The following is a 26,548-nucleotide window of genomic DNA, read 5'->3' on the forward strand; positions in this document are numbered from 1 at the left end:
AATTAATCGATGAAAAGAGTTGACGCGCCGTGTTCCGGCGCAGTCACGACACGACGCTGGGCAGCAAACAGATCACGGCCATAGCCAAAGGTAGCTTCCTTGCTAAGTTCACGCACGGCGCGTTGTGCCCAGACATCTGCATCAACCCAGGCGCGCAATTCGCCGGTATGTACATTCAACTCGACCACATCACCGTCACGCACTTTACCGAGCGGACCGCCCTGCGCCACTTCCGGGCTCACGTGCAGGGCCGCAGGTACTTTGCCAGATGCACCCGACATGCGGCCATCCGTGACCAACGCGACCTTATAGCCCGCCGACATCAGGCTGCCCAACACCGGCGTGAACTGATGCAGCTCAGGCATGCCATTCGCTTGCGGCCCCTGGAAGATGACGACGGCGACGAAATCCATGTTCAATTCGCCAGCCTTGTACGCCTTGACAAGTGCATCCTGTGATTCAAATACTTTTGCTGGTGCCTTGATGATCCATGCATCTTCAGGCACGGCAGAGGCCTTGACGATGGCACGGCCCAGGTTGCCGTGCAATAAACGCAGGCCACCGGTAGGTGCAAATGGATCAGTCACATTACGAACGACTGTAGTGTCGGTCGATTCTGCTGGCAAGGCTTCCCATCTGACTTTGCCATCTTCAGTCAATACCGGGCGAGTGGTGTGTGAGTGCAAACCATCATCACCATAGACTGTCATGACATCTGCATGCATGAGCCCAGCCGACAGCAATTCGCGTATCACAAAGACCGGGCCACCGGCATCTTCAAAAGCATTTACGTCAGCCGTACCGTTAGGATAAACCCGCGTCAGCAAAGGGATGACGGATGACAGCTCATCAAAATCTTGCCAGTCGATGATGATGCCAGCCGCGCGCGCCACGGCAATCCAGTGGATAGTATGGTTGGTTGAACCACCCGTCGCCAGCAAGGCGATGACGGCATTGACGATAGTCTTTTCATTGACCAGTTGACCGATGGGTTTGTAGTTACCACTTTGTTCCGTCAATTGCAGGACACGTTCTACTGCTGCATCTGTCAGCACACTGCGTAATGGATCTCCAGGGTGGACAAAGGCAGCACCTGGCAAATGCAGGCCCATGGCTTCCAGCAGCATCTGGTTGCTGTTCGCTGTGCCATAGAAAGTACAGGTGCCTGCGCTATGGTAGGCGGCACTTTCTGCGGCGAGTAATTCTTCCTTGGTCGCCTTGCCTTGGGCATAGCGTTCACGCACTGCGGCTTTTTCCTTGTTCGACAAACCAGAACCCATGGGGCCGGCTGGTATGAAAATCGTAGGTAGATGACCAAAGGCCAGCGCACCTATCAACAAGCCAGGTACGATCTTGTCGCAGATGCCCAGGCAAAGCGTCGCGTCAAAGGCATCATGGGTCAGGGCCACTGCAGTCGCCTGGGCAATCACGTCGCGAGAGAACAGCGACAACTCCATGCCAGGACGCCCCTGCGTCACGCCATCGCACATGGCAGGCACAGCGCCTGCGACTTGCGCAGTACCACCAAAGCGCAGGGCCGCCTGGCGTATCTGTGCCGGGTAATGTTCATATGGCTGATGCGCCGACAGCATATCGTTGTAGGCAGTGACGATGCCGATATTCGGTTTTTGTGCCTGGTTGAGCCAGATCTTGGTACTACTATCCATGGCAGCATTGGCATGTGCCTGATTGGCGCAAGACAAGCTGGCACGACGCGGGCCACGGCCACGCATGTGCTCTAACTGGGAAAGATAAGTACTGCGCAGGGTTTTACTGCGTTCGGTAATGCGCTGGGTGACCTTGTCGATAACAGGGTGCAACGCAGTGGATGGGGATGTCGTCATATAAACACCTGTGGCCCGTTTGGGCAAAATAAGAAAGCTGTAGCCATACTGAATCAATGCCAACAAAGATAGCATAAATCCCTTCATTTCTGTAACAAACTTTCAGTATTTTGATATTTAGCTGTTTTTTTTGGCATAAACGTCAAATTTATCGTAATGAAACTACATTTTTGAATATTTTCTGGCATAATCAGGATAAATCACTATCATCAATGTAGTACATATTTCGCAATACGCAGTACATGGTAATTGAGAGCAACTGTTTGAGAGCAACAGTTAACAACATACGGCAACACATCGCGGCATGTCTGCGCAATAGCGTACACAGTGCGAACATAAAGCGAATATAACAACCAACACAACCCGGAGTCAGCATGACCACATTTGTCTTATTTGGCGGCACTGGCGATCTTGCCAAACGCAAGATCATCCCTGCTTTGTATAGCGCATTTGTGAATGGCAGGCTGGACCAGAACTTCAAGTTCATCGGCGCGGCTCGTGAAAAGCTGACGGATGAAGAATTCCGTGTGCGTGTAGCTACCGCCATAGAATCTTATGCGTCTGATGTAGATGGTGCGACTGAAGAAAAGCGTGCAGCTTTTTTGGCGACCACGCATTATTCAAAAATCGATGCACGTATTCCTGAAGATTTTGCTGCTCTCAAAGAAAGCCTGCAAACCAGTGAAACCAACGCCACGCTGTTTTACCTGGCAACTGGCCCGGACATCTTTATCCCTGTTGTCGAACAATTGTCCAAGCATGGCCTGGTCGAGGGCAATGCTCGCGTGGTGGTAGAAAAACCACTGGGCCGCGATGCCCAGTCCGCCAAGGAAATCAATCAGTCCCTGCGCTCTTACCTGAACGAAAACCAGATTTACCGTATTGACCATTACCTCGGTAAAGAGATGGTGCAAAATCTGCTCGCGCTGCGTTTTGCCAATTCCTTCCTTGAGCCATTGTGGAACCGCAAATGGATACAGGATGTGCAAATCTCTATCTCAGAGCAAGTGGGTGTGGAATCACGTGGTGATTTCTATGACCATACAGGTGCCCTGCGCGACATGGTGCAAAACCATTTGCTGCAACTGGTTTCCATCGTCGCCATGGAACCGCCGGTGAATGCCAACCCTGACGCCATCCGTGATGAAAAGGTCAAAGTCTTGCGCGCCCTGCACAAGTTCACGCCAGATGAGGTCAGCAAGAAAACAGTGCGCGGCCAATACCGCGCTGGTGCTGTCGATGGCAAGCCGGTTATCGCTTACCAGAATGAGCCGGGTGTACCACCGTCTTCACGCACAGAAACCTTTGTTGCCATCCGTGCCGAGATAGACAACTGGCGCTGGGCTGGCGTACCTTTTTACCTGCGTACAGGCAAGCGCATGGCCAGCCGCAGCGCTGAGATCACGATCAATTTCAAGCCTATCCCGTATTCGATTTTTGGCAAATCGCAAGGGCCTTTGCGCTCTAACCGTCTGGTGATTTCTTTGCAGCCAGAAGAAAGCGTACAACTGTATATGAAGGCCAAGGAACCGGGTGAAGGCATACGTCTGTCTGACGTTGCCCTGAATCTGGATTTTGCTGAAGTGTCGAATTCACGCCGCGTTGAATCCTACGAGCGTCTCTTGCTTGATGCCATGCACGGCGACCTGACCCTGTTCGTGCGTGATGATGAGCTGAGTGCGGCATGGGCCTGGATAGACCCTATCATGAGCGCCTGGCAAAACGATAGCGAAGGTCTCAAGTCATACATCTCCGGTAGTTGGGGCCCGTCTGCCGCCAGTTATTTGCTGGCACAGCATGGGGCAGCCTGGGGTGAAGAATTCGTTGAAAGCTAAGCGATAAAATGACCATGAAATACCATACCTTTGACAATTTTTCGGCACTGACCGAAGCCCTGAGCCAGCAATGGCTGGACGTCATACAGACTACACCAGATGGCAGCAGCTTTGCTCTGGCTGGCGGCTCCACCCCTGCACCTGTGTATCAACGCCTGGATCAGTTGCTGTCGAATATAGATGCACACAATCCCATCAAACTGGTGGCCACCGATGAACGCTGGGTGCCGGACCAGGATACCCAGAGCAATGAAGGCTTGTTCCGCCGTTGCCTGTCTGGCTCTGCCGCAGACAAGCGCTGGCAACTGGTGTCTCTGAAAAATGCCTCCAGCACACCGGAAGTGGCGACTGAGGCCATCAATGTGCGCCTCAATGAGCAATTGCCGCAAGCCTTTAGCGCAGTCTTGCTGGGTATGGGTGCGGATGGGCATATTGCCTCCCTCTTCCCAGGTGCACCTACCCAGCATGATGACCTAGCCTGCCTGGCGGCCGTGCATCCGCAAACCCGCCAGAGCCGCATGTCGCTGTCTTTGCCACGCCTGCTCAATACCAAACGTATCTGGCTGGTGATCACTGGTGCAGAAAAACGTCAGGTGCTGGAACAGGCGATAGAAAATAATCTGCCGGTTGCGTCCTTGTTGCGTGAAGCAGGCTGTACCATAGATGTTTTCTGGTGTCCGTAAAACACATGTATATGGCCAATCCGTTCTCCGACAATAAACCCAACATTCCTCCTGAAAAAGGTTTGCTGGCACGCATACGCACTGCCAGCACAGCCTTGAGCCGCGCCGAGCGCCAGGTAGCAGAATTTTTGCTGCAAAAGCCGCATGATGCGCTGGAGATGTCGATACGGGTTTTGGCCCAGGCTTGTGATGTCAGCGAACCCACGGTGGCCCGCTTTGCCCAGAGTTTGGGCTTTGATGGCTTCAAGACTTTCAAGCTGGCGTTTGCCAAGAGCCTGGCCACTGGCATCCCGTTCTTGCATCTGGATGTGAACCAGGCTGACCATGTACGGGATGTCTTGCCCAAGGTATTTGATCGTACTATCGCAGCATTGATGGAAGCCCGGAACAATGCCAATACCGCGACCTTTGAGGCAGCAGTCAACTTGCTGGCGCGCGCACGCCGCATAGAATGTTATGGCCTGGGTTATTCCGGTGCGCTGGCTATCGATGCGCAGTTGAAATTTTTCCGCTTTGGCATACCGACGACGGTATTTTGTGACGCCCACTTGCAGGCACAGTCTGCCACTTTATTGAACAGCGATTGCGTGGTCGTCGCCTTTTCCCGCACAGGCCGCACGCGCGACCTGATAGACAGCGTACAACTGGCGAAACAGGCGGGTGCCAAGATATTGGTATTGTGCGCCAGCGGCGGCCCGCTGGCAGAGCTGGCCGACGTGCATATAGGTGTAGACGTGGAAGAAGACCCTGATATCTACACCCCGATGACTTCACGTCTCGCCCATCTGACTTATATTGATGCACTGGCAGTGGCTGTCACCTTGCTGCGTGGCCCTGCAGCCATCGATATGCTGGAAAGAGCCAAGGCCAGTATCAGTGAAAAACGACTTGTACCCAAGATAGCTTAAGGTCAATTAGGCCAACGTCAAACAGTTTGCATAGCGGCGTTGGCGACTACCCTGGCACGCCGCTTTCTCATCCAGATAATCACACCGGTGACGCTCAGCATGGCGACCACCAAACCCAGCAATGAAATCAGGATGCGCCCGGTCAGGCCCAGGATGCGGCCTGAATGCAAGGGGAATTGCGCCTGCAGGAAAATATCACCAGCAGAACCTGTTCCAGGAATTTTCCCTCCCAAGGCACTACCATCCCTGCCATCAAAATATAGCCAGGCATTGCCCAGACCAACATCGCCATGGTCATTGCCAGGCTCAAAAAATCCCACGCCATACACGCCAAATGCGGGTGAATAGAATATGCCGCCAGTTGGCAAAGTCCAGCCGCGTTTTTGCGCTTCCTGTTTCGCCAGCTCAATGACGTTCTCACGACTAATGACGGGGATGAGAGGCTTGTCCGGTGCGTGCGGCACGCGACTGGAAAATACATCTGCGCTCAAAGGTGAAATTAATGACACCACAGGACGCACCACTTGTGAATTCAGGTTCATCGATACCGAGGTAATCGCCAGCAAAAGCATGAACAGCCACAGCCAGACACCGCTGGAACGGTGCAAGTCAAAATTGAGTTTATGCCCGCCCTGACGCCAGCGAAAAGCAAATGACTTGCGCCAGCTACGCCAGTTAGGGAAAGACAGCCATAGTGCGACAAAACAATCGAGCGTCCACACTATGCCTATGATGCCCATGAACAAAATGCCCAGTTCTATACCCGACACCTCAGGTATATGCATGGTGTAATGCAGCTTGTATAAAAATGGCAGCAGGTTTTCACGGTTCAGGGATATCTCACCCCATTGCCGTTTGCCCTGTACATCGCCAGTAACAGGGTCGACTGCAATCTGGTTAAAGCCCAGCGGATAAGCCTTGCCAGTGGCGGGGTCGATTCTCCCCTCTACTGACATCTGGCTGGTATGTCCTGGCTCTGCCTCGTTCAGTACATAGGTCACCCAGATGCGGGGATCACGCGCCTCTACCCTGTTGGCCAGCTCCAGCCCTGACATGGCTTTGCCAGCCTTGCCTTGCGACTGGCTGCGCGCCTCGAACAAATGTGGATTGAGCAAAGCATCCAGCTCATGATCCCAGGAAATGAAAGCTCCGGTCAGCCCGGAAATGAATAAAAACACAGCCACCGCCAGCCCAAACCAGCGGTGCAGCAAAACAAATACAGGGCGCATCAACATACTGGCCTATCAATATTTCCAGTTGACCGTAACACTGCCATTTCTTGGCGCAGCATAATAGCCCTGGCTCCAGTACAAGCTGGTCAGATATTTTTGATCACTGACATTGTTCAGGTTAGCCGATATGCTGAGGTTTTGATTAAGGTCATAGCGCGCCATCAGACTCATCGTTGCATAACTGCCCTGGCGTATGATGTTGCCTGAACCTTCATCACGGAAAGTATTGCTCTGCCAGTTCAGGCTGCCGCCTACTTTTGCCTGTGGCATGAAAGGCAGTTGATAAGTAGTCGACAGGCGGAACAATTTGCGCGGCACATAGGTTTTGACATCCAGGTCATTGCTGCCCTTGAGATTCAACTGTGTATAACCTGCGCTAAGATTCCAGCCTTTTGCCAGCTCACCACTGGCGTCAAGTTCAAAGCCTTGCGATTGCGCATCTATGCCACGGTAATAGCTCTTGGTGCCGATATAGCCAGCCTGCTCCGCCGCATTGTTTTGCTGTATTTTGAAAACAGCTGCAGACAAATTGAGCTTGCGCTCAAACAGCTCTACCTTGACACCCAGCTCATCACCCTTGCCCTTGACCGGGTCCAGGGTTTTGCCAGATACATCCACTTCACTTTGTGGATTGAAGATTTCTGTATGGCTGGCGTACACAGAAGCATATGGTGTCAGATCATAGATCACACCAAGATACGGCGTGGTCTTGCTGGCATTCTTCTGGCTGCTGACGCCGTAGGCAAAACCGCTACTGTCTGCCTTGGTATGGTTGGCACCAAGAATCAGTTTGAATTGATCAGCCAGGTTGAAACGGGATGCAATAAATGCTGTCTTGCGTGTGTCTTCGTAGGCACTACCTTCAGTATAAGCATCGAATGCAGGTTGCGGATAATTGCCAGTCCAGTTACTGATATCTGGCAAAGCGGTGCCTATGCCTACACCGTAATGGGAAATATCATCCATCTTCGACTTCGACCAGTTGATACCAAAACTGAGGTCGTGCTTACGTCCTGCCAAGGTGAATTTACCTGTGGCAGACAAGTCAAACAAAGTCTGGGTATTGACATCGTTGTACAGCGAAGGATAGCTATACAAGCCCAGGCCAGTCTTGCGATCTGGCGTGCCATAGGCATAAAACAGTTTGGAATCGCCTGTTGATCTGTTGCGGCTCAACGTCGTCTTGATTTGCCAGTCATTATTGAGCTGATGGCTCAGTTCGACAAAGCTGCGGTCATCTTGCGTGAGCCAGCGTGACCAGTCTGCGGCGGTACTGGTTGATGTCCTGTAATTGGTTGGGCTGCCATCAGTGTAATACAAGGGCAAGGCACCCCACATGCCGCCCTTGGCATCACTTTTCTGATGGGAATGGCCCACGCTCAATACAGTGGCCTCACCCAGATTGGCTTCAATCACACCATACACCACGGTTTTTTCAGGCGAATAACGGTCGAGATAAGAGTCACCAGCCTGTTTCGCTACCACGATACGGCCAGCAACTGTGCCAGCGGCATTCAGGGCTCCAGATACATCCGCATCCAGCCTGCGGGTATTCCACGAACCCAGTGTCAGTCCGGCAGAAGCCTGGAACTGGTAGGCCGGGCGCTTGCGTATAAAGTTGACAGTCGCAGACGGGTTACCAGTTGCCGACATCAAGCCATTCGCACCCCGCACGATATCCACCCTGTCGTAGATCGCGGTATCAATATCCCCGATCAGGATGCCCGAGGTGAATGGCAAGCCTACGCCGTCGTACTGGAAATTGGTAATATCAAAACCACGTGCCATGTAATAAGTACGGTCAGTCTCTACTTTTTCTACCGACACACCTGTAGTATTAGCCAGCACATCATTCACATTGACTTGTTTGAAGTCATCCATCTTGGCGCGGGTAACGACTGATATTGATTGCGGTGTTTCACGCAAAGACAAATCGAGTCTGGTTGCCGAACTGCTTCTCCTTTTTGTATATGCACCGGTCTTTTCTGTACTGGGTTCGTTACCTGAAACGCCAGTCACAAGAACCTCAGGCAATTCTGATTGGCTAGCCTTGGCTGGTGCAGGTTCATCTGCAAAAGAAGGTACTGCCAGCAGCATGGAAAGCGCCAAAGCAATTGGGCTCAAGGAACCAAGCGAACTTACTGGCTGTAATTTTTTTTGCGGCGATGCGGGGTTGTTGCGAGACAAAACGGAAAAACTGGGAGGACAAGATGAGCGAGATGAGCGCGAAGTCATAAATAAGCCTGGAAATTGAAGCCTATGCAGAGAATTGCCTCTGATAGGATGAGAAGTAAATATTTCGGCTTATTCTACTTAGATACAAATGCAATTGCAAATCATTCTCATTTATATTTAACGATTTAAAGATGCTTGAGGCACATACCATGCCTCCCAGAGCAAAATGCTTGCCTTGCAAGTTGCGTTGTAACTTAGCCCATACTGGCACTATCCGTGCCTGAACATTCCCTTTTGTGACAGACACGTCAATCACAGGCCCCCACTGCACTACAAGCTGGATAGGTCTTTTGTTTCTTTTGCGATGCGCACTTACCAAGCCTGGAATCACAGCTAATGGTATAAGTCGTTTCCAGCACATCTACCCAGCTACCTATCTCGCATTGTTGAACATCCTTTTCCTTACCTTTGAAATCTGTTTCGCTGCGCGTCAATAATTGTATGGTACCGGTCTTGACAGGCTTTACCTCAAAGCCTTGCACCTGGTCCTGGAACTTTTCCTTAAGATAGGTTTTACCCTTTTGTTTCAGGTCAAAAATTGCATAGCCTTCACCAGCGCTGTCGCCCATGCAGCTTTGCTGGCTACCGATGGCGATGCGCAAGCTGGTGTCAGGCATGGACTGACTCTTTGTCGGGATATCTGTCAGCAATGCCATGTCGCTTTTATTGAAAAAGACGGACCGAAATTGATCTGTACCACCATCAATATCATCGCTATGCGCAGTCAGCACTTCGCGCAATTGCAGCAAGACCTGCTCACCCAGGTCTTCGAATTCAATTTGCGTAACGCCTGCGGGCAATGGTGGCAAATCCTCACCAGCTTTTGCTACACCGTGTGACTTCAATTGCTGCACATTGAATTCATCTATCCATTTACGTAAAACCGTCTCGTCATAGGATTTCATTTTCGCCTGCAGATTGGCGATGAAGCTGTCTGCAGTCTCCAGCTTAGCCGCATGTACCAGCGGCTTGCTCACCACCATGCTGGCCGCAGCAGATGCTGCAACACTTTCTGCGGAAGGAGATGTTTGTGTGTTTTCTGCTTGTTTTTTTCCACAGGCGCATAGCGCTGCGGAAATCAACATTAAACAGCAAAAACAGTAAAATCTGCTGACACTGCAAGCATGGAAAGTAAGCATGGCATTTAACCTGTTGATATACAAAGCTGGCGATTCTAAATCCAGCGTGACTTTATTGCATGCAAAAATATCTCTTTCATCCTCAGAGCCAGCTCAAGGACATGCTTGCCTCGCTAACGTGACATTGCCACCTCTGTTGGAAAAATTGGTTGGCAAAATCAGTTAGCTTGGCTAAGCAAGCTAGCCTCCGTGCTGATTTACTTCCACCTTCATGTCTGGTGTGCCACTTTGATGATTACCATTCACGGATCTTTTTTGATAGTAGCCCAAGATTACTTCTTCAAAATTTGTAATCAGCATTCTGGCGACGATATCTGCATACCAATTGAATTCTGTACTCACTCTGTAACGCATCTGTATCTTCAGCTCAGTAGTGTGCGCAGACTGAGGCTTCAGGGAGTACGTCGTATCCAGAATATCAAAATAGCGCCCACCTATCGTGACATGATCATCAAGGGCATTTGGAGGAAAAGAATCAGGGTAAAAATGATAGCGCCAGACCACATATTTATTCTCTACCCAGTCGCTGGACACCTGGTCGAAATGTATGGACTTGTTCATCCGGATATCGCGTACCAGCCCCTCTTTAGTTTCCTGAGTTATACCGGCGACTGGCAAGGGCACGCCTATGCGGTACATCCAGGCTTGTCCTACTTCGTCCTGCCGTATATTGTCTGCATGGTGCAGTTGGTACCATATCTGTTCTGGTGTTGCCTGCACCTGTATCGTCCTCTCCAGCACTGCAATACGCTGCAGGTCAGGCTCGGATGGCGGGATTACGCCAAGTAGCAATGGCAGCAAGACAAAACTTCCTACCGCCTGTTTTGGCCAATTGGTGGTGCGACAGATCAAACCCATCAACAAACCACCAAGCGCACCAAGCACGGCAAATAAAGGAATGATAATGATGGCGCAGATCATACCTTCAATAAAAATCGCCAGCGTGCCCAACACAAACAAGGCATTGGCAATGATGGGGCCACCAATATAAAACCCCCAACTCCGTCGTTTCTGGTGCTCGGCAACAAAGACCGTAGTCGCACCAACCGCCGTCGGCACCAGCAGGACAAATGTACCGGCCATAGCCGCATAGGCATCTTGAGGCTTGCCTGAAAATACCAGGCGCAGGATGATGCCTATCAGTGCACCGGCAATCAGGGGAAGCCAATTTGAAAATGGCAAGGTCTTTTTACTGCGTTTTGAAAGTAATGCTTCTTCAGCGCTATTTTTTTGAACAGTATTATCGCGGTTCACGGGATTTGAAGGCGCGGGGTTTCCTTCTGTTTTTTCTTCTGTTTTTTCTTCACTCATATCACTCTTTCCTCAAGTCGGACTGCCACTTTGGCGGCCACTCATTGCTGGATAATTTTCTGGCTTAAAACTATTCATTTTGTGGTGTTCATGTACGTGCAGCTCGGGTCGAAATGGCAAATCATCTGGCAACTTTATATTGGATACCAGGCCCATCTTCTGTAGCAGTATCAAAGCCCACCAGCCCGGGTCCCACTCACCGGCCAATAAACCAAGCCTGGCAGAACCAGGATAGGCATGATGATTGTTGTGCCAGCATTCGCCCATGGTCAGTAAAGACACGAAGCGTATATTGCGGCCCTGCACCGCCGCACCTTTGACTTCGTAATGCAATTGCCCATGATTGTGGGCAAAATAGCCAATGAACCAGTGGCCGAACACAGTCGCCGTGACACGTGCACAGACACCCCAGAATACAAATGCCCAGCCACCCCAGCCATAAAACAGCAAGGCTACCGGCAGTTGTTGCAGCATCCAGGTTCTTTCCAGAAACCGATAGAAGCCATCTTCTGCTATTGTGGGTTCTATGCGAATTGCTGGCGAGTGCTGTAAATCTAGATCACAGTGCAATTGCCACCATGCGTCAACCCAGATACCGCGTCCATGCCGCAAGTAATCATGACAATCAGGCAGGCGCTGCGCATAGTCGCGCAATTCATGTTGCCGCAATAAACCTATCGGCCCTGCCAGCCCGACTTGCACGCCCAGATAAACCAAAAAATACTCCAGCCACAAGGGGCAGGCAAAACTATTATGGATGAGTTTTCTGTGACTCCCCAGTGAATGGCCGAATAGCAAAACCACTCCCGTAGAAACGATGAACAGAACGAATGCCGCCCACGTGAAATAATTGAGGCCGCCTACCAACGCCGCCAACAACATCCCGAAAAACCAGATGGATTTGACAGGTGAATAACTGACTGTGCCAGCCAGCACACTGCGCGCATCTGGTGCCAGCACGCGATGATCAAGAATATGAAATTGCGTTGTTGTCATAAAATTCCATGGAGAGATGTAGAGTCTGTTTGCTGTGCAACATCAACACTATAAAAACGTACTGCAGGAAAACATTGACACAAGATCAGGTCAGGCCAATTAAAACACTTTAAGCTAATTAGCCAATTAACTAAACAACTAATACATTAATTGATAATTTCTTCTTTGTCAAAATTTAAATCCACTGCCAAATCAAGGTGATGGCTTGCTTTTGATATGCCCTAAAGAGATTGGCATGCAATGAAAATTGAAAATGGTCCCACTCAGCGCTGCAGTATTGCTTTGCTTAAATCTATTTTGAGACATTGACCATGCCTCACTTGAAAATCAATTTGCATGCTTAAAAGGCCCCTGAGCCTCAAAGTTTATTTTTCTGCTTTTTTGTAGCAAATTGACACAGATAAAAAAAATGCAAGTTCATTCTCCATATTTCTGGCAAGCTATAAGAAATATTCTTCAAAGGAGTCAGATTTATGAATCCCATCTCTCTTGCCCAGATTATTGACAGCGTCAAAGACTTGCCCACCTTGCCTGCCATCGTCATGGAATTGTTGAATAACATCGACAATGAAGAACTGGATATGCATGAGCTGGCGCAAAAAGTCAGCCATGACATGGCGCTGACAGCCAAGACCCTGCGTTATGCCAACTCGCCTTATTACGCCACCATGATCAAGGTCACGACGGTACAACAGGCGATTTCATTGTTGGGCTTGAGTACGGTGCGACAAATCATCATGACAGCCGCATTGACAGGCTGCTTTCCTGAAAATAATTGCCGGGGGTTTGACCATAAAGAATTCTGGCGACATTCCAATGCGGTTGCCATTGCAGCCCGCATCCTCGCCCGCCGGCTCAAACTCAATACCGATGTCGCCTTCACGGCGGGCTTGTTGCACGATATAGGTGCCCTGGTGCTGGCGACCTGCTATACCGAAGCCTATGAAACAGTATTGGCACAAAGGCAGGGACTGCAAACGACACAGTATGAAGCCGAGAAGCAGATATTGGGAATTGATCATGCCATGGTCGGAGAAACCCTGGCGACACAGTGGAATTTTTCAGAAGTGATGATCAAGGCTATCTCTGGTCATCATCATCCAGAAAAGCCTGGCCTGGGTTTTCTGGCAACCATCATCCATGTGGCAGATGGTATTGCTCACGCGCTAGGAGTGACGACCACGCCAGATCTGGCACCGCCAGAAATCACAGGGCAATCGTGGGAAAGCCTGGGGCTGGATCAGGCTTTGCTGGATGAAGTGCTGGCAGAAGCCGCCAGCGAATTTGAAAAGCTGCAAGACACCGTCGAGGTGTAAACCAGTGTTGTCAGATCTTTACAAATCAGGCTGTATCAAATGCCCTAGCTTGGTCGCCTTGGTTGCCAGATAGCGCTCATTGAACGGGTTGCGCTTGATGATCAGGGGAACATGTTCCTGCACCTTGACGTTCATGCCTTCCATCGCAGAAATCTTGCGCGGGTTATTGGTCATCAGACGTACAGACTCTATGCCCAGATGTTTGAGCATGGGGTCGCACAGGCTATAGTCGCGCAGGTCGGCAGCAAAACCCAATTTTTGATTGGCCTCTACAGTATCAGCTCCAAGGTCTTGCAGATGGTAGGCACGTACCTTGTTGAGCAAACCTATGCCGCGGCCCTCCTGGCGCAAATAGAGTAAAGCTCCGCGCCCTTCCTGGGCAATTTTCTGCAGGGCCAGTTCCAGTTGCGGGCCGCAGTCACAGCGTTTACTGAACAAGGCGTCACCAGTCAGGCATTCTGAATGTATGCGCGCAAGCACGGGCTGGCCATCAGCCACATCGCCGAGAGTCAGGGCAATATGCTCTTTGCCCGTTGCCGTTTCGACAAAAGCATGCATGCGAAAAGTCGCCCAGCTTGTGGGCAGATTACAGGAATCAACATATTCCAAGGCCTGCTCACTTAATTTGACAGGCTGGTCATTGCTTAACATACAATTCTCGCGGATTCTTTTTATGGATTATTGCCGGGCTTAATACCCTGGCTGGCGTGTAAAACAGGCCAGCCCAGACTAGAGTATAAACGAGACGCGCATTTCCTACTTGCTGCGGTGAACGATCGTCTTATTTTCCAGCACTGGGCAATATGTATGGTCTGCATGCCAGAAAGCAAGTAGCCAGGCATGTAGAGGGTTTCCACAATTTAAAAAGGGTATCCCTTGATAACAGGATACCCTTTAGCTTTGCAAGCAGATAAGACTGCTCGTATCTGCAACCTTATCTACAGCCTTATCTACGCTCTTATTTACGCTGCAACTGTGTGATATCCCTGACCGCGCCACGGTCAGCTGATGTTGCCAAAGCGGCGTAGGCCTGCAATGCTTGTGAGACATAGCGCTCACGGTCTACTGGCTGCCATGCTTGTGGACCACGTGCTTCCATCGCCGCCCTGCGCTGCGCCAGATCGCTGTCACTGACTTTGAGATTGATCGTGCGGGCGGGAATATCGATTTCTATGATGTCGCCCTCTTCTACCAAACCAATAGTCCCACCTTCGGCAGCTTCTGGCGAGGCATGGCCGATGACCAGGCCGGAAGAACCGCCCGAGAAACGACCATCAGTGAACAAAGCGCAGGCTTTGCCCAGGCCCTTGGATTTGATGTAGGAAGTCGGATACAGCATTTCCTGCATGCCGGGGCCGCCTTTGGGGCCTTCATAACGGATGATGACGACATCACCTTCATGCACGGTATCGCCAAGGATGGCTTCGACTGCAGAGTCCTGGCTTTCAAACACACGGGCTTTGCCGGTGAACTTCAAGATGCTTTCATCGACGCCTGCGGTTTTAACGATACAGCCTTTTTCTGCCAGGTTGCCATACAAGACCGCCAGACCACCGTCCTGCGAATAAGCATGGGCCTTGTCGCGTATGCAGCCAGCTTCGCGGTCAATATCCAGACTGTCAAAGCGCTTGTCTTGCGAGAAGGCAGTCTGGGTAGGTACACCGCCTGGCGCAGCACTGAATAGCTTGCGTATCGCAGCATTGTCAGTCACGGCGATATCGTTTTGCGCAATTGCATCTGCCATGGTCGGGCTATGCACGGTCGGGCGAGTAGTGTCGAGCAAACCAGCGCGTGCCAGTTCGCCCAGGATAGAGATAATGCCACCAGCGCGGTGCACATCTTCGATATGATATTTATCGGTCATAGGCGCAACCTTGCACAGACAGGGTACTTTGCGTGAGATGCGGTCGATATCTGCCATCTTGAAATCCACACCAGCCTCATGCGCAGCAGCCAGCAAATGCAAAACGGTATTGGTAGAGCCACCCATGGATACATCCAGCGCCATGGCATTTTCAAAGGTCGCCTTGTTGGCGATAGAGCGTGGCAGGATGGAGTAATCATCTTGCTCATAATGGCGCTTGGCCAGCTCAACAACCAAACGGCCAGCGCGCAGGAACAGCTCCTTACGGTCCGCATGTGTCGCCAAAATCGTGCCATTGCCTGGCAAGGACAAACCCAGTGCTTCGGTCAGGCAGTTCATCGAATTTGCCGTGAACATGCCAGAACATGAACCACAGGTAGGACAGGCAGAACGCTCTATACGGCCTATCTCTTCATCTGAGACACTACTGTCACCGGCCTTGATCATGGCATCAACCAGATCAATTTTCATGATCCTTTGTTCACCAGTCTGCTTGGGATGCAAAGTCTCCAGCACCTTGCCGGCTTCCATCGGGCCGCCAGATACAAACACAACCGGAATATTCAGGCGCATTGCTGCCATCAACATGCCAGGAGTGATCTTGTCGCAGTTGGAGATACACACCATGGCGTCAGCGCAGTGGGCATTGACCATGTACTCGACCGAGTCAGCAATCAGTTCGCGTGAAGGCAGCGAATACAACATGCCGCCATGGCCCATGGCAATGCCGTCATCCACGGCTATCGTATTGAATTCCTTGGCAACACCACCAGCAGCTTCAATCTCGCGCGCCACCATCTGGCCCAGGTCTTTCAAATGCACATGACCCGGCACGAACTGGGTAAAAGAATTAACGACAGCGACGATAGGCTTATCAAAATCACCATCTTTCATGCCAGTCGCACGCCACAGAGCGCGGGCACCGGCCATATTACGGCCATGGGTGGTGGTACGGGAACGGTATACAGGCATGTCTGACTCCAGGCGGGCGATAAATGAAAATGTTATATCAGCATGCGCTTCGTATAATCATATGTCAAATATGGAATTTATTGAGAATTAGGTCGAATTAAGTATTAAACCAAAAAAACTCACCACAGAGGCACGGAGGAAGGAAAGACTTCTTGCAAGAAGTCTTCGTTACGCAGGCGAGTGGCATGCCAGACTGCGCGTCCCGCTCGAATTCCCTGCTACACCACAGAGAAAGGCAGGAGAAAACCTAATACTTTTAAAAGGGCTTTGGGTTTCTCTGTGCACCTCTGTGCCTCCGTGCCTCTGTGTTGAGAGGTCTTTACTCAAATACGCGAAGACATAAAAAAACGCGAAGCTCACACTTCGCGTTTTTTACAATACTGTAAAGCCGAATTCAAATATCAAGAGATGTCGCTATCTGTGGTTTCCTGCAATTGCAACAATTCAATGGCGGCATTCAATTTTTTGTGAACCGTATAAAGCTCAAGGCATACCTCGACCACAACACTGACCAGAAAAACCAAAAAAATCACAAGCAAATGTGGAATGGGCAGTGGCTTCAGAAAAAAGTATGCAGCAACTGCCGCCAAGCCGATGTAAATTGCATTTGGGCCTCGTCGGTAAATTTCGGACAAAGTCGCCTTGGCATTCAGCCTGCGCTCTGCTTTGCGCAAGATGATTTCACCTTCCAGATCACCTACTTGTCGCGACATATCTCACATCCATTCTTATCATTCCTGATGGTATTGCGTCACTCTTTCCACTTCGTTTTTTGAACCCAGGAACACCGCTACACGCTGGTGCAATTTTTCTGGCTGAATATCGAGCATGCGTTGCTTGCCGTCAGTCGATGAGCCGCCAGCCTGCTCAACAATGAAAGACATGGGATTGGCTTCGTACATCAGGCGCAGCTTGCCTGCCTTGTCTGGTTCGCGCTTGTCGGCCGGGTACATGAAGATGCCGCCGCGGTTCAAGATGCGGTGGACGTCAGCGACCATGGAGGCGATCCAGCGCATATTGAATTCCTTGCCGCGTGGGCCAGTGCCGCCTGCCAGCATTTCATCGACATAGCGCGTGACTGGTGGATACCAGTGACGTGTGTTGGAAGCATTGATGGCAAATTCCTTGGTGTCTTCCGGGATTTGCATATTGCGTTGTGTGAGTACCCAGGAACCCATTTCACGGTCGAGTGTAAAGCAATTGACGCCATTGCCTGTTGTCAGTACCAATACTGTTTGCGGACCATATACGGCATAGCCAGCGGCGACTTGCTTGCTGCCGGGTTGCAGGAAATCCTGCTCGGTTGGCTTGCCCATGCCGTCTGGTGCTTTCAATACCGAAAAGATGGTGCCGATGGAGACATTCACGTCGATATTGCTGGAGCCATCGAGTGGATCAAACAAGAGCATGTATTCGCCCTGCGGATAGCGGTTCGGTATCGGGTGTATGCTTTCCATTTCTTCCGATGCCATGGCTGCCAGGTGTCCGCCCCATTCATTGGCTTCGAGCAGGATTTCATTCGACAGGATATCGAGTTTCTTTTGCACTTCGCCCTGGATGTTTTCGCTACCGGCGGTGCCCAGCACTTCACCTAATGCGCCCTTGCCTACTGCATGGCTGATGGTCTTGCAGGCGCGTGCGACGACTTCGATCAGCAGGCGCAGTTCTGCCGGTATCGAATTATTCAGGCGCTGCTCTTCGACCAGGTACTGGGTCAGGCTTACACGTTTCATGTTGATCTCTCGATTTTTCAGTAATTCTTGTAAATTGTTTGCTTAAGACGCAAGTGCCTTGCTGACTACTTCCAGCACGTCTTTCGACAGCTTCTTGGTATCTGCTACTTTTTGCAGTGCAGCCTTCATATGCGTTTGCAGGCTTTCTGGATATTTTTTCCAGCGGTCCATGCTGCGTGCCAGGCGTGCTGCGACTTGTGGATTGAGCTTGTTGAGCGCAATCACCAGTTCTGCCCACAAGGCATAACCACTGCCATCAGCGGCGTGGAAGCGGGATGGATTGGCATTGCAGAAAGCAAACGTCAAACTGCGCGCACGGTTAGGATTGTTCAGCGTGAAGGCCGGATGTGTCATCAATTCGCGCACCTTGGCAACATCAGTGGTACGTGCAGTTGCCTGCAACATGAACCATTTGTCGATGACCAAGGCTTCTTTCTTGAAGTCTTTATAAAAGGCTTTCAAGGACTTGGCTGCCGATTTGGCTTGCTTGTCATTGCCACTGAAGTTAGTCAGTGTGGTCAGCGCGGCCAGACGGTCAGTCATGTTTTCTGCTTCATCGAACTGGGTTTTCGCCAGTTCAAAAGTAGATTCGTCGGACCATTCAAGCAGATAAGACAGGGCCAGGTTTTTCAAGCCACGTTTAGCCATGGACTGTGCATCCGGGCTGTATTTGCCTGGGGTCAGATGACCTTCGTAAGCACTCAGCAAATCAGCGCGCAGATGTTCTGTGATGGTGGCGCGGGCAAACTGGCGTGCTGTATGAATGGCTTGTGGATCAACGACCTTGAATTCTTCAGCAATCATGGCTTCGGATGGCAGTGTCAGGACAAGTTCACGGAAAGCCGGGTCAAGGCTGGCATCGTTCAGGGTAGCGCGCAGGGCTTCGATGAACATGCTGTCCAGGCTCAGCTCTTCACCTTGCTGTACTGCAGTCGTCAGTTTGACGAGGCGACGTGTAGCCAGACGCTGGCCCGCTTCCCAACGATTGAACGGGTTACTGTCATTGGCCAGCAAGAGGCCCAGCTCTTCATCACTGTAGTCGATTTCCAGCACGACTGGTGCAGAGAAATTGCGCAACAGGGATGGTACTGGTTTGCTTGTAACACCCGTAAATACAAAAGTCTGGCTGGCTTCTGTCAATTCCAGCACCAGGCTGGTCGCACCAGCCTGTGCTTCGTAAGCAGCGCTATGCAAAGGAATATCTTTGCCATCTGCACTCAGCAATCCCATGGCAACCGGGATGTGGAAAGGCAGTTTTTCTGCCTGGCCTGGTGTAGCCGGGCAAGACTGGCTCAGAGTGATGGAATAAGTCTGTGCTTCTGCATCGTAAGTCGCTTCCACCTTCACGCGTGGCGTACCAGCCTGGCTATACCAGCGTTCAAACTGAGTCAGGTCACGGCCACTGGAATCTGCCATGGCAGCGCGGAAGTCATCACATTCAACCGCCTGGCCATCATGACGTTCAAAATACAGGTCCATACCTTTGCGGAAGCCATCATGGCCCAGCAAGGTGTAATACATGCGCACGACTTCTGAACCTTTTTCATAAATCGTGACGGTGTAGAAGTTATTGATTTCTACAAAAGAATCAGGACGTACAGGATGGGCCATCGGGCCTGCATCTTCAGAGAACTGTACCTGGCGCAGCAGGCGTACATCTTCTATGCGCTTGACCGCACGGCCAGTGGCTGTGCCGACCAGATCGGCAGAAAATTCCTGGTCACGGAAAACAGTCAGGCCCTCTTTCAAGGATAGCTGGAACCAGTCGCGGCAAGTGACACGGTTACCTGTCCAGTTATGGAAGTATTCATGACCAACGACGGATTCTATGCCTGCATAGTCAACGTCAGTAGCGATAGATGGATTTGCAAGCACGAACTTGGTATTGAAGATATTCAAGCCCTTGTTTTCCATCGCGCCCATATTGAAGTCACCAGTGGCAACGATCATGAAGCGGTCAAGGTCCAGCTCCAGGCCAAAGCGCTCTTCATCCCAGCGTATGCTGTTCTTCAAGGAATCCATGGCATGCTGGGTTTTATCCAGATTGCCGTCTTCTACCCAAACTTGCAGCAAGGCTTTGCGGCCAGATTTCAACTTATAGTTTTCTTCCTGGCAAACCAGCTTGCCAGCCACGAGGGCGAACAGGTAAGAAGGTTTTTTGAACGGGTCTTCCCACTTGGCGAAATGGCGGCCATCACCCAGGTCACCTTCTGCTATCAGATTGCCATTGCTGAGCAACACAGGGAATTTTTTCTTGTCGCCACGCAGCATGACCGTATATTTCGCCATGACATCAGGGCGGTCCGGGAACCAGGTGATCTTGCGGAAACCTTCTGCCTCGCACTGGGTAATGAAATTACCGTTGGACGCATACAGACCGGACAAAGAGGTATTTTTGAGCGGATTGATCAGGGTTTCGATTTCCAGCGTGACTTCGTCCGGGGCATTGGCAATGCGCAGGGTCTCGCCTTCTATCTTGTAGGCGGACTTTTTGAGGTTCACGCCATTCATGCGCAATTGCAGCAATTTCAGGGATTCGCCAAACAAGACCAGGTCTTTCTCGCTGCTGTCATGATTGCGGCGCATGGTCATGCGGGTGGCTACATGGGTGGCACTCAGATCAAGGTCGAAACCCATCTCTACCGTATCTACCCAAAATCCCGGGGCTACATAGTCTTTACGGAAAATTGTCTCTGGTTTGCTGGCAATATCGTTACGCATGGATGGAATATCTCGCGAAAATAAGTTGAATGACAAAGTCTTTTGAACCCTGCAAAGACCGCCATTTTACCAAGCTGTGTCAGTACGGGGATAAAAGTCTCTTGAATAGAGTCAAATTTAGGCAGAAAGTTTGTTAAAACCGTGAAATTTTTACAGATTCATCCTGACTGGCTGCATAAAACATGTGACGTACCCAGCTTCAGTCAAATCAGCGATCATTCGCTTTTTCAAAACTAAACTCACATAGTTAGGACTTACGCAAAATTGTCCCAGCAAGGCGTCGGCGACGAAGACAGTACTTTAGTACGGCTAGGAGCCGCAACGCAGCTGGGGCGGTTTTGCGTAAGTCCTAATAGTAACAAAGTCGATACAACCCGTTACAGTAAGAGCAACAAGTTTTCTTAATCAGGCATATCATGGAACTATAGTAAAAAATTGTTTGAAGGAGCAGCAAAATGAAAAAGTTCAGCTTATTACTTACCCTGGCCTGCACTCTGTTGCTGGGTGGATGCGCAACGACATTTACCAGTCAGGTCAGTGTATTTCACGAATGGCCAGGCACCACGCAAGACAAATCTTATATCTTTGAACGTGCGCCGGGGCAAGAAAACAACCCTGAACATAAACTATATGAAGACTTGCTGAGAACCCGCCTGCAAACCTTGGGCTTCAAGGAAATCAGCGCAGGAGCTACGCCTGCATTGAAGGTGGAATTGCGTTATGCCACTACCATCAGGGAAGTCAAGCCCAGCTTGTTCTGGCAACCCGGCATTTATGATCCGTATTGGGGACTGCATTTCAGTCGCGGCATTTACCGCCGCAATTACCTGTATTACCCAACTTTCTCGACCTGGCCATACTACCCAAGAGGTGCCCTGGATATGTATGTGCGCAGTACCTATCTGCATCAGTTACAGATACGTATTTCTGAGATGGGGAAAAATAAGGTCTTGGCCGACATCAAAACCAGTTCTGAGCAAGACAATGAGGAAATTTCACTCTATATGCCTTATCTGATGGATAGTGCGCTGAAGGACTTCCCTGGCAAAAACGGCAGCACCAGCAAGGTGGAATTCAAAGTAGAAAGCTAGCCCGCTGTCAGGAACAAACCCTGGCGAGCTTAAAAAAAGAGGCAGGCGCATTGCCTGCCTCTTTAGTATTCATATCCCTTCATTTACTTTGCTGGTGGATCACGCAACGCCTCGACCAAAGCCCGGTCAACTACAGATTCAGCAACTATCTGTATCGCCCTGCCCTCGCGGAACTGGGTAATCAGTTCTTCGCTCGACACTGAAAATGCATCGTGGCCCTGGCGATTGGTGAAGATGTAGCGGGTACGTTTGGGGCTGACCCAGGCCAGTTTGAAGCGTGTAGTGACACCATTTGGCCTGGTGAAATCTACCCAAATGCCACGCTCCATGGTTTCTATGACGCGCGCCCACTCATCTACTGGCTGCTCTATCTGATCCTGTACATGGCGGTTCAGGCGTTTTTCGCTGGCGCGCTGGGCGATATTGACCGCGATTTCAAGCTGGCGGCGCGGTGAAAACTCCAGGGGTGCACGGGCAATGCCGGCATGGCGCTCAGCCAGTTTGGAAAAGAAGATGACGCGTTCTGGCTCATCCCATTTGATGGCATTGAGCCAGGCATTCAGCAAAGACAGCATGGCTGGCAGTTTGCTGACCAGCTCCTTGCGCTCTTCTGCGCTGTTCTTGGGCTTCAGGCTCCAGATCAGGTCATCCATCGTCCGCAGGGCATTTTCCAGGGCGTTGGGCTTTTCTTCCTTGACGTTATGGGAGATCGTCAAAATCCTGATCCATTGCTCCCTGAGGAAGATTTCCAGAAAACCTGCGACTTCACCGGTTTCTACCCGAATGGCGACATCGTTTTCGGCAAACTCGCGCGCCAGCCGCATTTTCTCTTGCTTCAGCGCGACGGCTACCGGCTCGCTGATGGCGACTTCGGTTTGCTGCTCTTCGTCCTTGAGGAAGGCCTCCAGGTCAGCAACAACGTCAGAGAACAACTCTATCTGCTGGTCAAAATCCTGCTGCACACGTTCAACAATGCCTTCTATCATTTGATAGAGCGGGTCCTCTGCCGAGGCGTCGCTATTGAGCAAGACGCTGGATTTAGCCAGTGTGTCTATCAATACCCGTGCCGGATGGTTTTCCTTGAAAAAGAAATCCTTGTCGAGCAATGCCACCTTCAAGGTAGGTATTTGAAGCTGACTGATGAGGTTTTTTATGTCAGCCGGTATGCTGTTATCGTTAAAGACATAGTCAAAAATACGCGCCAGCAACTCTATCGTGCTTTGATCTATATGGGTCAGGCCACCGGCATTTGGCTGTTGCGATAATTGCCGCAAATGTGCCGTATCGGTGGGCATGGGATTGGCAGAGAAATCTCTCTGCACACTGGTCAGGTAATCAAAAAATTGCCTGTCTATGGTGACCATGTCTGGCGCGTTACCGCTGCTGGCACTACCACCAATACCGCCGCCCCCATTGCCACCAGAATGTCCGCCGCCAAAGCCGCCACCACCTCCGCCAGCATCCTGCCCGCCATTGAAGGGCATGCCCCCACCATCCATGGTCGTACTGCCACCACCACCGCCAGTAACGGTGTTGCCAAAGCTACCTGTGGGCGCATTACCAGAAAAAATATTACGCAGCTTATTTTCCAGATAAGGGTCGCGGTTACTGATATCGTCAGATCCAGACATCATGTTCTTTTTTTGCTTATTACGGTAACCATCATTCAGGTCGGGCAAGATACCGCGCTCAACCAGGGCCAAATTCAGTTCACGGTAGATCGTGCCCAGTTGCAGGAATAATTCTGGCCGCAACAGACGCAATATCAGGTGATGGGTGTCAGGATTGGGCTCCAGTTCCATCCATGCCTGATGGACAGCTTTGACAAATAATTCCGGACGGAACGGGTTTTGCGAAACACTGATAGGGGTACGGCGCAAGACATGGCCTATACGCACATTCAGTGAAACCAGTTGCTCTGCATTTGTCACTTCCAGCGACTGGCTCAAATTGCGGCTGAGCACCTTGCTTTCCATCTCTTCAAAACTGACAAGAGAAAAATCCTGCTTGCCTTCATCAGTCCTGGCGCGTTTGCGGGTATTGACGACGCTGACTTCTTTGGCAAGAGCGGCATTGACCTGCCCCGCAACCAGGCGATAAAAGGTCGTGCCATTACGTTTTAATTGCTGGTAAGCAGCGAAACTGGTGGCAACCTCTTCCGGCCTGATGGTCTGGTCAGACAGCTTGAACAAAGCTTCAGTCAGGCGTCCGGTAAATGCCTCAATTTGCGAAGAAACCAGATTGGTGGCGATAGGCACCAGACTTTGCAATATCAGCAAACGGCTAGAGCTGGAAAATTCGCTCGTCTTGGCAGCAGTATTTAGTGGAATGGTATCCATCGCTCTTTTTTATTATGGTCAGGTTATCAAAAACTCAGACGCCAGCGTTCGCGCCCAAAAACTTGCATTCTGCCAAGCCCTACAGGCTTGCGCAATGCCAGAATCTTACGGAACAGTGCAGTAAAACAACAAAGCTGCAAAACAGCTCTGCCAGATGTTCAAACGCTCTTAATTAGTATAGTAAGCCTCGGAGCCTAAGGTAATAGCAACGATGAGCATGACTGCAAAAATAAGAACCAGCAGCAGCCGTCCAAATTTTGGACTGCCGCTATCTTTGTCTGAAGGGGTTTTCGATGGTGGTGTTACTTGCGTCATATTTTCTTGCTTCAGGGAATTAATATGCTGGAGCCTGTGGTTTTTCGGGCTTCCAGCTCATGGTGGGCTTGTGCCACTGCACTTAAAGGGTAGCGTTGGCGTATGTCTATTTTAACTTTGCCGCCCTCCACCATGGAAAATAAGTGGGCCGCCATTTGTTCCAGGTCATCCCGTTTGGCCGTATAACTCATTAAACTGGGTCGGGTAATGAAAAGAGAACCGCGCGAAGCAAGCTCACCCAGGCTAAATGCGGGTACAGGGCCTGATGCATTACCAAAACTGACCATCATGCCCAAGGGAGAGAGACAATCCAGCGACGGGATGAAAGTATCTTTACCGATGGAATCATAAACGACCGGCACCCCTTTTCCATCCGTAATTTCACGAACACGCTGCACAAAATTTTCCGTATTGTAGTTGATGACATGGGCGCAACCATGGGCTTTGGCCAGTTCACCCTTCTCATCCGAACCGACAGTACCTATCATGGTGACGCCGATGGCGCGTGCCCATTGGCAGGCAATCAGGCCAACGCCACCTGCGGCAGCATGAAACAATATTGTTTCCCCGCCTTGCAAGGGGAAAGTGCGGTGAAACAGGTATTGCACCGTCAGTCCCTGCAACATCATGGCGGCTGCGGTTTCAAAACTGATGCTGTCGGGCAAGCGCACCAGATTGTCGGCGGGCATGATGCGTGCTTCTGCATAGGCACCGGTTGGTCGTCCGGCATAGGCAACCCTGTCACCAACTTGCACGTATTTAACATCTGCGCCAACTGCCTCAACGATGCCTGCCCCTTCCATGCCCAGGCCACCGGGTAATGCCTGTGGATACAGGCCAGTGCGGAAATACACATCGATAAAATTCAGACCGCAGGCTTTTTGGCGTACCAACACTTCACCCGGGCCAGGTGCACCCAGTTCGACGTCAACATATTCCATGACTTCCGGACCGCCAGTCTGCTGTATGCGAATTGCCTTGACCATTTATCTCTCCTGAAAGAATTTCATTATCTCTAAGTCTTTTTCACAGACAGCAAATACATGCCCCCCATGACCAATACTGTCCCGGCCATTTGCCAACTGGTGATGGGTTCACCCAGGAAATAGGCTCCCAAAAACAAGGTTGATACCGGACCTATCATGCCTGCTTGAGATGCGGTAGCCGCACCTATGCGTTTTACTGCAATCATGGTCATAAACACTGGCAATACCGTACACACGATGGCATTCACTATAGACAATGAATATACAGCAAGCGGCTGCACCAGCATGCTGGCGGGACGCAAAATAAAAAATTGCCCTATGCAGGCAGCACTGGAAACACACATTGCATATGACACAAGACGTAATGAACCCAGCCTTTGCACCAGTTGACCCGACTGTATCAGATAGATGGCATAAGAAATCGCCGCTCCCAGCACCAGGGCAGAGCCCAGCATGACATAGTCACCACCCAGCTTAAGGTCATGGAAGAACACCAGGACGATACCCAGATAAGACACCAAGAGGGCAGCCCATTCCAGCATGCTGACAGTGCGTTTCAAAAAGAATGCAGATATCAGCAAGACAAAAGAAGGTGTCAGGAACAAAATCAGACGCTCAAGACCCGCGCTGATGTATTGCAAGCCCAAAAAGTCCAGGAAAGACGACAGGTAATAACCAACCAACCCTAAACCCACCAGACGCCAGCGATCAGCCTTGCTCAAGCTGCCGGACTTGTGCATTTGCCAGACTGCAATCGCAGCAAAAATGGGTAAGGAAAATGCCATGCGAAAACAGATCAGTGTCACTGCATCGACGTTGTAACGATAAATCAGTTTGGCAACGATAGCCTTGGTAGAAAAGAGGATGGCACCTGTCAAGGCGATGGCAAGACCAATAAGGTAATGGCGGCGGGCGATTAATTTCGACTGTTCAGTAAGCATAAATCTCTAAAAGAAGACCGACTGTTACACGGCTTAAAACAATAATTTCACATATAAATTGCCAGGCAGAAAGCAAATAATTCCCAC

Annotated in this window: 21 protein-coding genes; 6 read left to right on the forward strand and 15 right to left on the reverse strand. The window is 50.7% G+C overall.

Annotated features, from left to right (window positions below):
* Window positions 1-2: 2 nt before the first annotated feature.
* Window positions 3-1,844: a phosphogluconate dehydratase gene (edd, locus tag ACO0LD_RS02100; RefSeq protein WP_423003233.1), complete on the reverse strand. Its 1,842-nt coding sequence runs from the start codon at window positions 1,842-1,844 to the stop codon at window positions 3-5.
* A 374-nt stretch (window positions 1,845-2,218) separates the two neighbouring features.
* On the opposite strand from edd, the gene zwf reads away from it, so the two are divergent.
* Genes zwf through ACO0LD_RS02115 form a run of 3 tightly spaced genes read left to right on the forward strand, consistent with a single transcriptional unit; the run spans window position 2,219 to window position 5,270 of the window.
* Window positions 2,219-3,679 carry a glucose-6-phosphate dehydrogenase gene (gene zwf, locus ACO0LD_RS02105; protein ID WP_423003235.1) on the forward strand — a complete coding sequence of 487 codons (1,461 nt, stop codon included), beginning with the start codon at window positions 2,219-2,221 and terminating at the stop codon, window positions 3,677-3,679.
* Window positions 3,680-3,693: 14 nt separating this feature from the next.
* Complete coding sequence (gene pgl, locus ACO0LD_RS02110) at window positions 3,694-4,362, forward strand: 6-phosphogluconolactonase (RefSeq protein ID WP_186955401.1); 669 nt, start codon at window positions 3,694-3,696, stop codon at window positions 4,360-4,362.
* A gap of 11 nt (window positions 4,363-4,373) precedes the next feature.
* A complete protein-coding gene (locus ACO0LD_RS02115; protein ID WP_423003237.1) occupies window positions 4,374-5,270 on the forward strand; it encodes an SIS domain-containing protein in 897 nt (298 codons plus the stop codon).
* Between the two features lie 17 nt (window positions 5,271-5,287).
* On the opposite strand, the gene ACO0LD_RS02120 is transcribed toward ACO0LD_RS02115, so the two are convergent.
* Together ACO0LD_RS02120 and ACO0LD_RS02125 are read right to left on the reverse strand one after the other, a co-directional pair.
* Window positions 5,288-6,499 (reverse strand): PepSY-associated TM helix domain-containing protein, encoded by a 1,212-nt coding sequence (locus tag ACO0LD_RS02120; RefSeq protein WP_423004072.1) that lies wholly within the window; start codon window positions 6,497-6,499, stop codon window positions 5,288-5,290.
* Between the two features lie 15 nt (window positions 6,500-6,514).
* Window positions 6,515-8,599 carry a TonB-dependent siderophore receptor gene (locus tag ACO0LD_RS02125; RefSeq protein ID WP_423003239.1) on the reverse strand — a complete coding sequence of 695 codons (2,085 nt, stop codon included), beginning with the start codon at window positions 8,597-8,599 and terminating at the stop codon, window positions 6,515-6,517.
* On the opposite strand from ACO0LD_RS02125, the gene ACO0LD_RS02130 reads away from it, so the two are divergent.
* Window positions 8,598-8,756, forward strand: coding sequence for a hypothetical protein (locus ACO0LD_RS02130; protein ID WP_423003241.1), 159 nt, complete (start codon window positions 8,598-8,600; stop codon window positions 8,754-8,756). The two genes, ACO0LD_RS02125 and ACO0LD_RS02130, sit on opposite strands and share 2 nt — an antisense overlap.
* Window positions 8,757-8,985: 229 nt before the next feature.
* On the opposite strand, the gene ACO0LD_RS02135 is transcribed toward ACO0LD_RS02130, so the two are convergent.
* From ACO0LD_RS02135 to ACO0LD_RS02145, 3 genes are all read right to left on the reverse strand, one after another.
* On the reverse strand, window positions 8,986-9,822 hold the full coding sequence (locus ACO0LD_RS02135) for a hypothetical protein (protein WP_423003243.1): 837 nt from the start codon (window positions 9,820-9,822) through the stop codon (window positions 8,986-8,988).
* A gap of 234 nt (window positions 9,823-10,056) precedes the next feature.
* Entirely contained in the window at window positions 10,057-11,187 is a 1,131-nt protein-coding gene (locus ACO0LD_RS02140) for an SRPBCC domain-containing protein (protein ID WP_423003245.1), read from the reverse strand.
* A gap of 12 nt (window positions 11,188-11,199) precedes the next feature.
* Complete coding sequence (locus tag ACO0LD_RS02145) at window positions 11,200-12,183, reverse strand: acyl-CoA desaturase (RefSeq protein ID WP_423003247.1); 984 nt, start codon at window positions 12,181-12,183, stop codon at window positions 11,200-11,202.
* A 473-nt stretch (window positions 12,184-12,656) separates the two neighbouring features.
* Between ACO0LD_RS02145 and ACO0LD_RS02150 the strand changes: the two genes are divergently transcribed.
* Window positions 12,657-13,499 (forward strand): HDOD domain-containing protein, encoded by an 843-nt coding sequence (locus ACO0LD_RS02150; RefSeq protein ID WP_423003249.1) that lies wholly within the window; start codon window positions 12,657-12,659, stop codon window positions 13,497-13,499.
* A gap of 18 nt (window positions 13,500-13,517) precedes the next feature.
* Here ACO0LD_RS02150 and ribA read toward each other — a convergent pair whose 3' ends face one another.
* From ribA to pepN, 5 genes are all read right to left on the reverse strand, one after another.
* Window positions 13,518-14,150: a GTP cyclohydrolase II gene (gene ribA / locus ACO0LD_RS02155; protein WP_423003251.1), complete on the reverse strand. Its 633-nt coding sequence runs from the start codon at window positions 14,148-14,150 to the stop codon at window positions 13,518-13,520.
* Window positions 14,151-14,457: 307 nt separating this feature from the next.
* Window positions 14,458-16,335 (reverse strand): dihydroxy-acid dehydratase, encoded by a 1,878-nt coding sequence (ilvD, locus tag ACO0LD_RS02160; RefSeq protein ID WP_423003253.1) that lies wholly within the window; start codon window positions 16,333-16,335, stop codon window positions 14,458-14,460.
* Window positions 16,336-16,736: 401 nt separating this feature from the next.
* On the reverse strand, window positions 16,737-17,048 hold the full coding sequence (locus ACO0LD_RS02165; RefSeq protein ID WP_423003255.1) for a hypothetical protein: 312 nt from the start codon (window positions 17,046-17,048) through the stop codon (window positions 16,737-16,739).
* A gap of 18 nt (window positions 17,049-17,066) precedes the next feature.
* Window positions 17,067-18,068, reverse strand: coding sequence for a class 1 fructose-bisphosphatase (locus ACO0LD_RS02170; protein WP_423003257.1), 1,002 nt, complete (start codon window positions 18,066-18,068; stop codon window positions 17,067-17,069).
* Between the two features lie 42 nt (window positions 18,069-18,110).
* A complete protein-coding gene (gene pepN, locus ACO0LD_RS02175) occupies window positions 18,111-20,789 on the reverse strand; it encodes an aminopeptidase N (RefSeq protein ID WP_423003259.1) in 2,679 nt (892 codons plus the stop codon).
* Between the two features lie 455 nt (window positions 20,790-21,244).
* Between pepN and ACO0LD_RS02180 the strand changes: the two genes are divergently transcribed.
* A complete protein-coding gene (locus tag ACO0LD_RS02180; RefSeq protein ID WP_423003261.1) occupies window positions 21,245-21,880 on the forward strand; it encodes a DUF4136 domain-containing protein in 636 nt (211 codons plus the stop codon).
* An 83-nt stretch (window positions 21,881-21,963) separates the two neighbouring features.
* Here ACO0LD_RS02180 and ACO0LD_RS02185 read toward each other — a convergent pair whose 3' ends face one another.
* The 4 genes from ACO0LD_RS02185 to ACO0LD_RS02200 form a co-directional block, all read right to left on the reverse strand.
* The gene (locus ACO0LD_RS02185) at window positions 21,964-24,219 is read right to left on the reverse strand and encodes a DUF1631 family protein (protein WP_423003263.1); all 2,256 of its coding nucleotides are present in this window, start codon (window positions 24,217-24,219) and stop codon (window positions 21,964-21,966) included.
* Between the two features lie 168 nt (window positions 24,220-24,387).
* Window positions 24,388-24,534, reverse strand: a complete 147-nt coding sequence (locus ACO0LD_RS02190) for a hypothetical protein (RefSeq protein WP_423003265.1) — start codon at window positions 24,532-24,534, stop codon at window positions 24,388-24,390.
* A gap of 11 nt (window positions 24,535-24,545) precedes the next feature.
* Window positions 24,546-25,520: a quinone oxidoreductase family protein gene (locus ACO0LD_RS02195; protein ID WP_423003267.1), complete on the reverse strand. Its 975-nt coding sequence runs from the start codon at window positions 25,518-25,520 to the stop codon at window positions 24,546-24,548.
* 29 nt (window positions 25,521-25,549) lie between these two features.
* Entirely contained in the window at window positions 25,550-26,461 is a 912-nt protein-coding gene (locus tag ACO0LD_RS02200; RefSeq protein ID WP_423003269.1) for a DMT family transporter, read from the reverse strand.
* Window positions 26,462-26,548: the final 87 nt, after the last annotated feature.

The sequence above is a fragment of the Undibacterium sp. Ji83W genome (genome assembly GCF_049340385.1).
Lineage (GTDB): Bacteria > Pseudomonadota > Gammaproteobacteria > Burkholderiales > Burkholderiaceae_D > Undibacterium.

What these genes read in the sequence shown, in the direction of transcription:
- ACO0LD_RS02185 (WP_423003263.1), bottom strand. Translation starts at nt 24,219, where the DNA reads ATGGATACCATTCCACTAAATACTGCTGCCAAGACGAGCGAATTTTCC.
- pepN (WP_423003259.1), bottom strand. Translation starts at nt 20,789, where the DNA reads ATGCGTAACGATATTGCCAGCAAACCAGAGACAATTTTCCGTAAAGAC.
- ACO0LD_RS02170 (WP_423003257.1), bottom strand. Translation starts at nt 18,068, where the DNA reads ATGAAACGTGTAAGCCTGACCCAGTACCTGGTCGAAGAGCAGCGCCTG.
- ilvD (WP_423003253.1), bottom strand. Translation starts at nt 16,335, where the DNA reads ATGCCTGTATACCGTTCCCGTACCACCACCCATGGCCGTAATATGGCC.
- ACO0LD_RS02195 (WP_423003267.1), bottom strand. Translation starts at nt 25,520, where the DNA reads ATGGTCAAGGCAATTCGCATACAGCAGACTGGCGGTCCGGAAGTCATG.
- ACO0LD_RS02140 (WP_423003245.1), bottom strand. Translation starts at nt 11,187, where the DNA reads ATGAGTGAAGAAAAAACAGAAGAAAAAACAGAAGGAAACCCCGCGCCT.
- ACO0LD_RS02115 (WP_423003237.1), top strand. Translation starts at nt 4,374, where the DNA reads ATGGCCAATCCGTTCTCCGACAATAAACCCAACATTCCTCCTGAAAAA.
- ACO0LD_RS02180 (WP_423003261.1), top strand. Translation starts at nt 21,245, where the DNA reads ATGAAAAAGTTCAGCTTATTACTTACCCTGGCCTGCACTCTGTTGCTG.
- ACO0LD_RS02150 (WP_423003249.1), top strand. Translation starts at nt 12,657, where the DNA reads ATGAATCCCATCTCTCTTGCCCAGATTATTGACAGCGTCAAAGACTTG.
- ACO0LD_RS02145 (WP_423003247.1), bottom strand. Translation starts at nt 12,183, where the DNA reads ATGACAACAACGCAATTTCATATTCTTGATCATCGCGTGCTGGCACCA.
- ACO0LD_RS02200 (WP_423003269.1), bottom strand. Translation starts at nt 26,461, where the DNA reads ATGCTTACTGAACAGTCGAAATTAATCGCCCGCCGCCATTACCTTATT.
- ACO0LD_RS02165 (WP_423003255.1), bottom strand. Translation starts at nt 17,048, where the DNA reads ATGTCGCGACAAGTAGGTGATCTGGAAGGTGAAATCATCTTGCGCAAA.
- ACO0LD_RS02135 (WP_423003243.1), bottom strand. Translation starts at nt 9,822, where the DNA reads ATGTTGATTTCCGCAGCGCTATGCGCCTGTGGAAAAAAACAAGCAGAA.
- zwf (WP_423003235.1), top strand. Translation starts at nt 2,219, where the DNA reads ATGACCACATTTGTCTTATTTGGCGGCACTGGCGATCTTGCCAAACGC.
- pgl (WP_186955401.1), top strand. Translation starts at nt 3,694, where the DNA reads ATGAAATACCATACCTTTGACAATTTTTCGGCACTGACCGAAGCCCTG.
- ACO0LD_RS02190 (WP_423003265.1), bottom strand. Translation starts at nt 24,534, where the DNA reads ATGACGCAAGTAACACCACCATCGAAAACCCCTTCAGACAAAGATAGC.
- edd (WP_423003233.1), bottom strand. Translation starts at nt 1,844, where the DNA reads ATGACGACATCCCCATCCACTGCGTTGCACCCTGTTATCGACAAGGTC.
- ACO0LD_RS02120 (WP_423004072.1), bottom strand. Translation starts at nt 6,499, where the DNA reads ATGCGCCCTGTATTTGTTTTGCTGCACCGCTGGTTTGGGCTGGCGGTG.
- ACO0LD_RS02130 (WP_423003241.1), top strand. Translation starts at nt 8,598, where the DNA reads ATGGAAAGCGCCAAAGCAATTGGGCTCAAGGAACCAAGCGAACTTACT.
- ribA (WP_423003251.1), bottom strand. Translation starts at nt 14,150, where the DNA reads ATGTTAAGCAATGACCAGCCTGTCAAATTAAGTGAGCAGGCCTTGGAA.
- ACO0LD_RS02125 (WP_423003239.1), bottom strand. Translation starts at nt 8,599, where the DNA reads ATGCTGCTGGCAGTACCTTCTTTTGCAGATGAACCTGCACCAGCCAAG.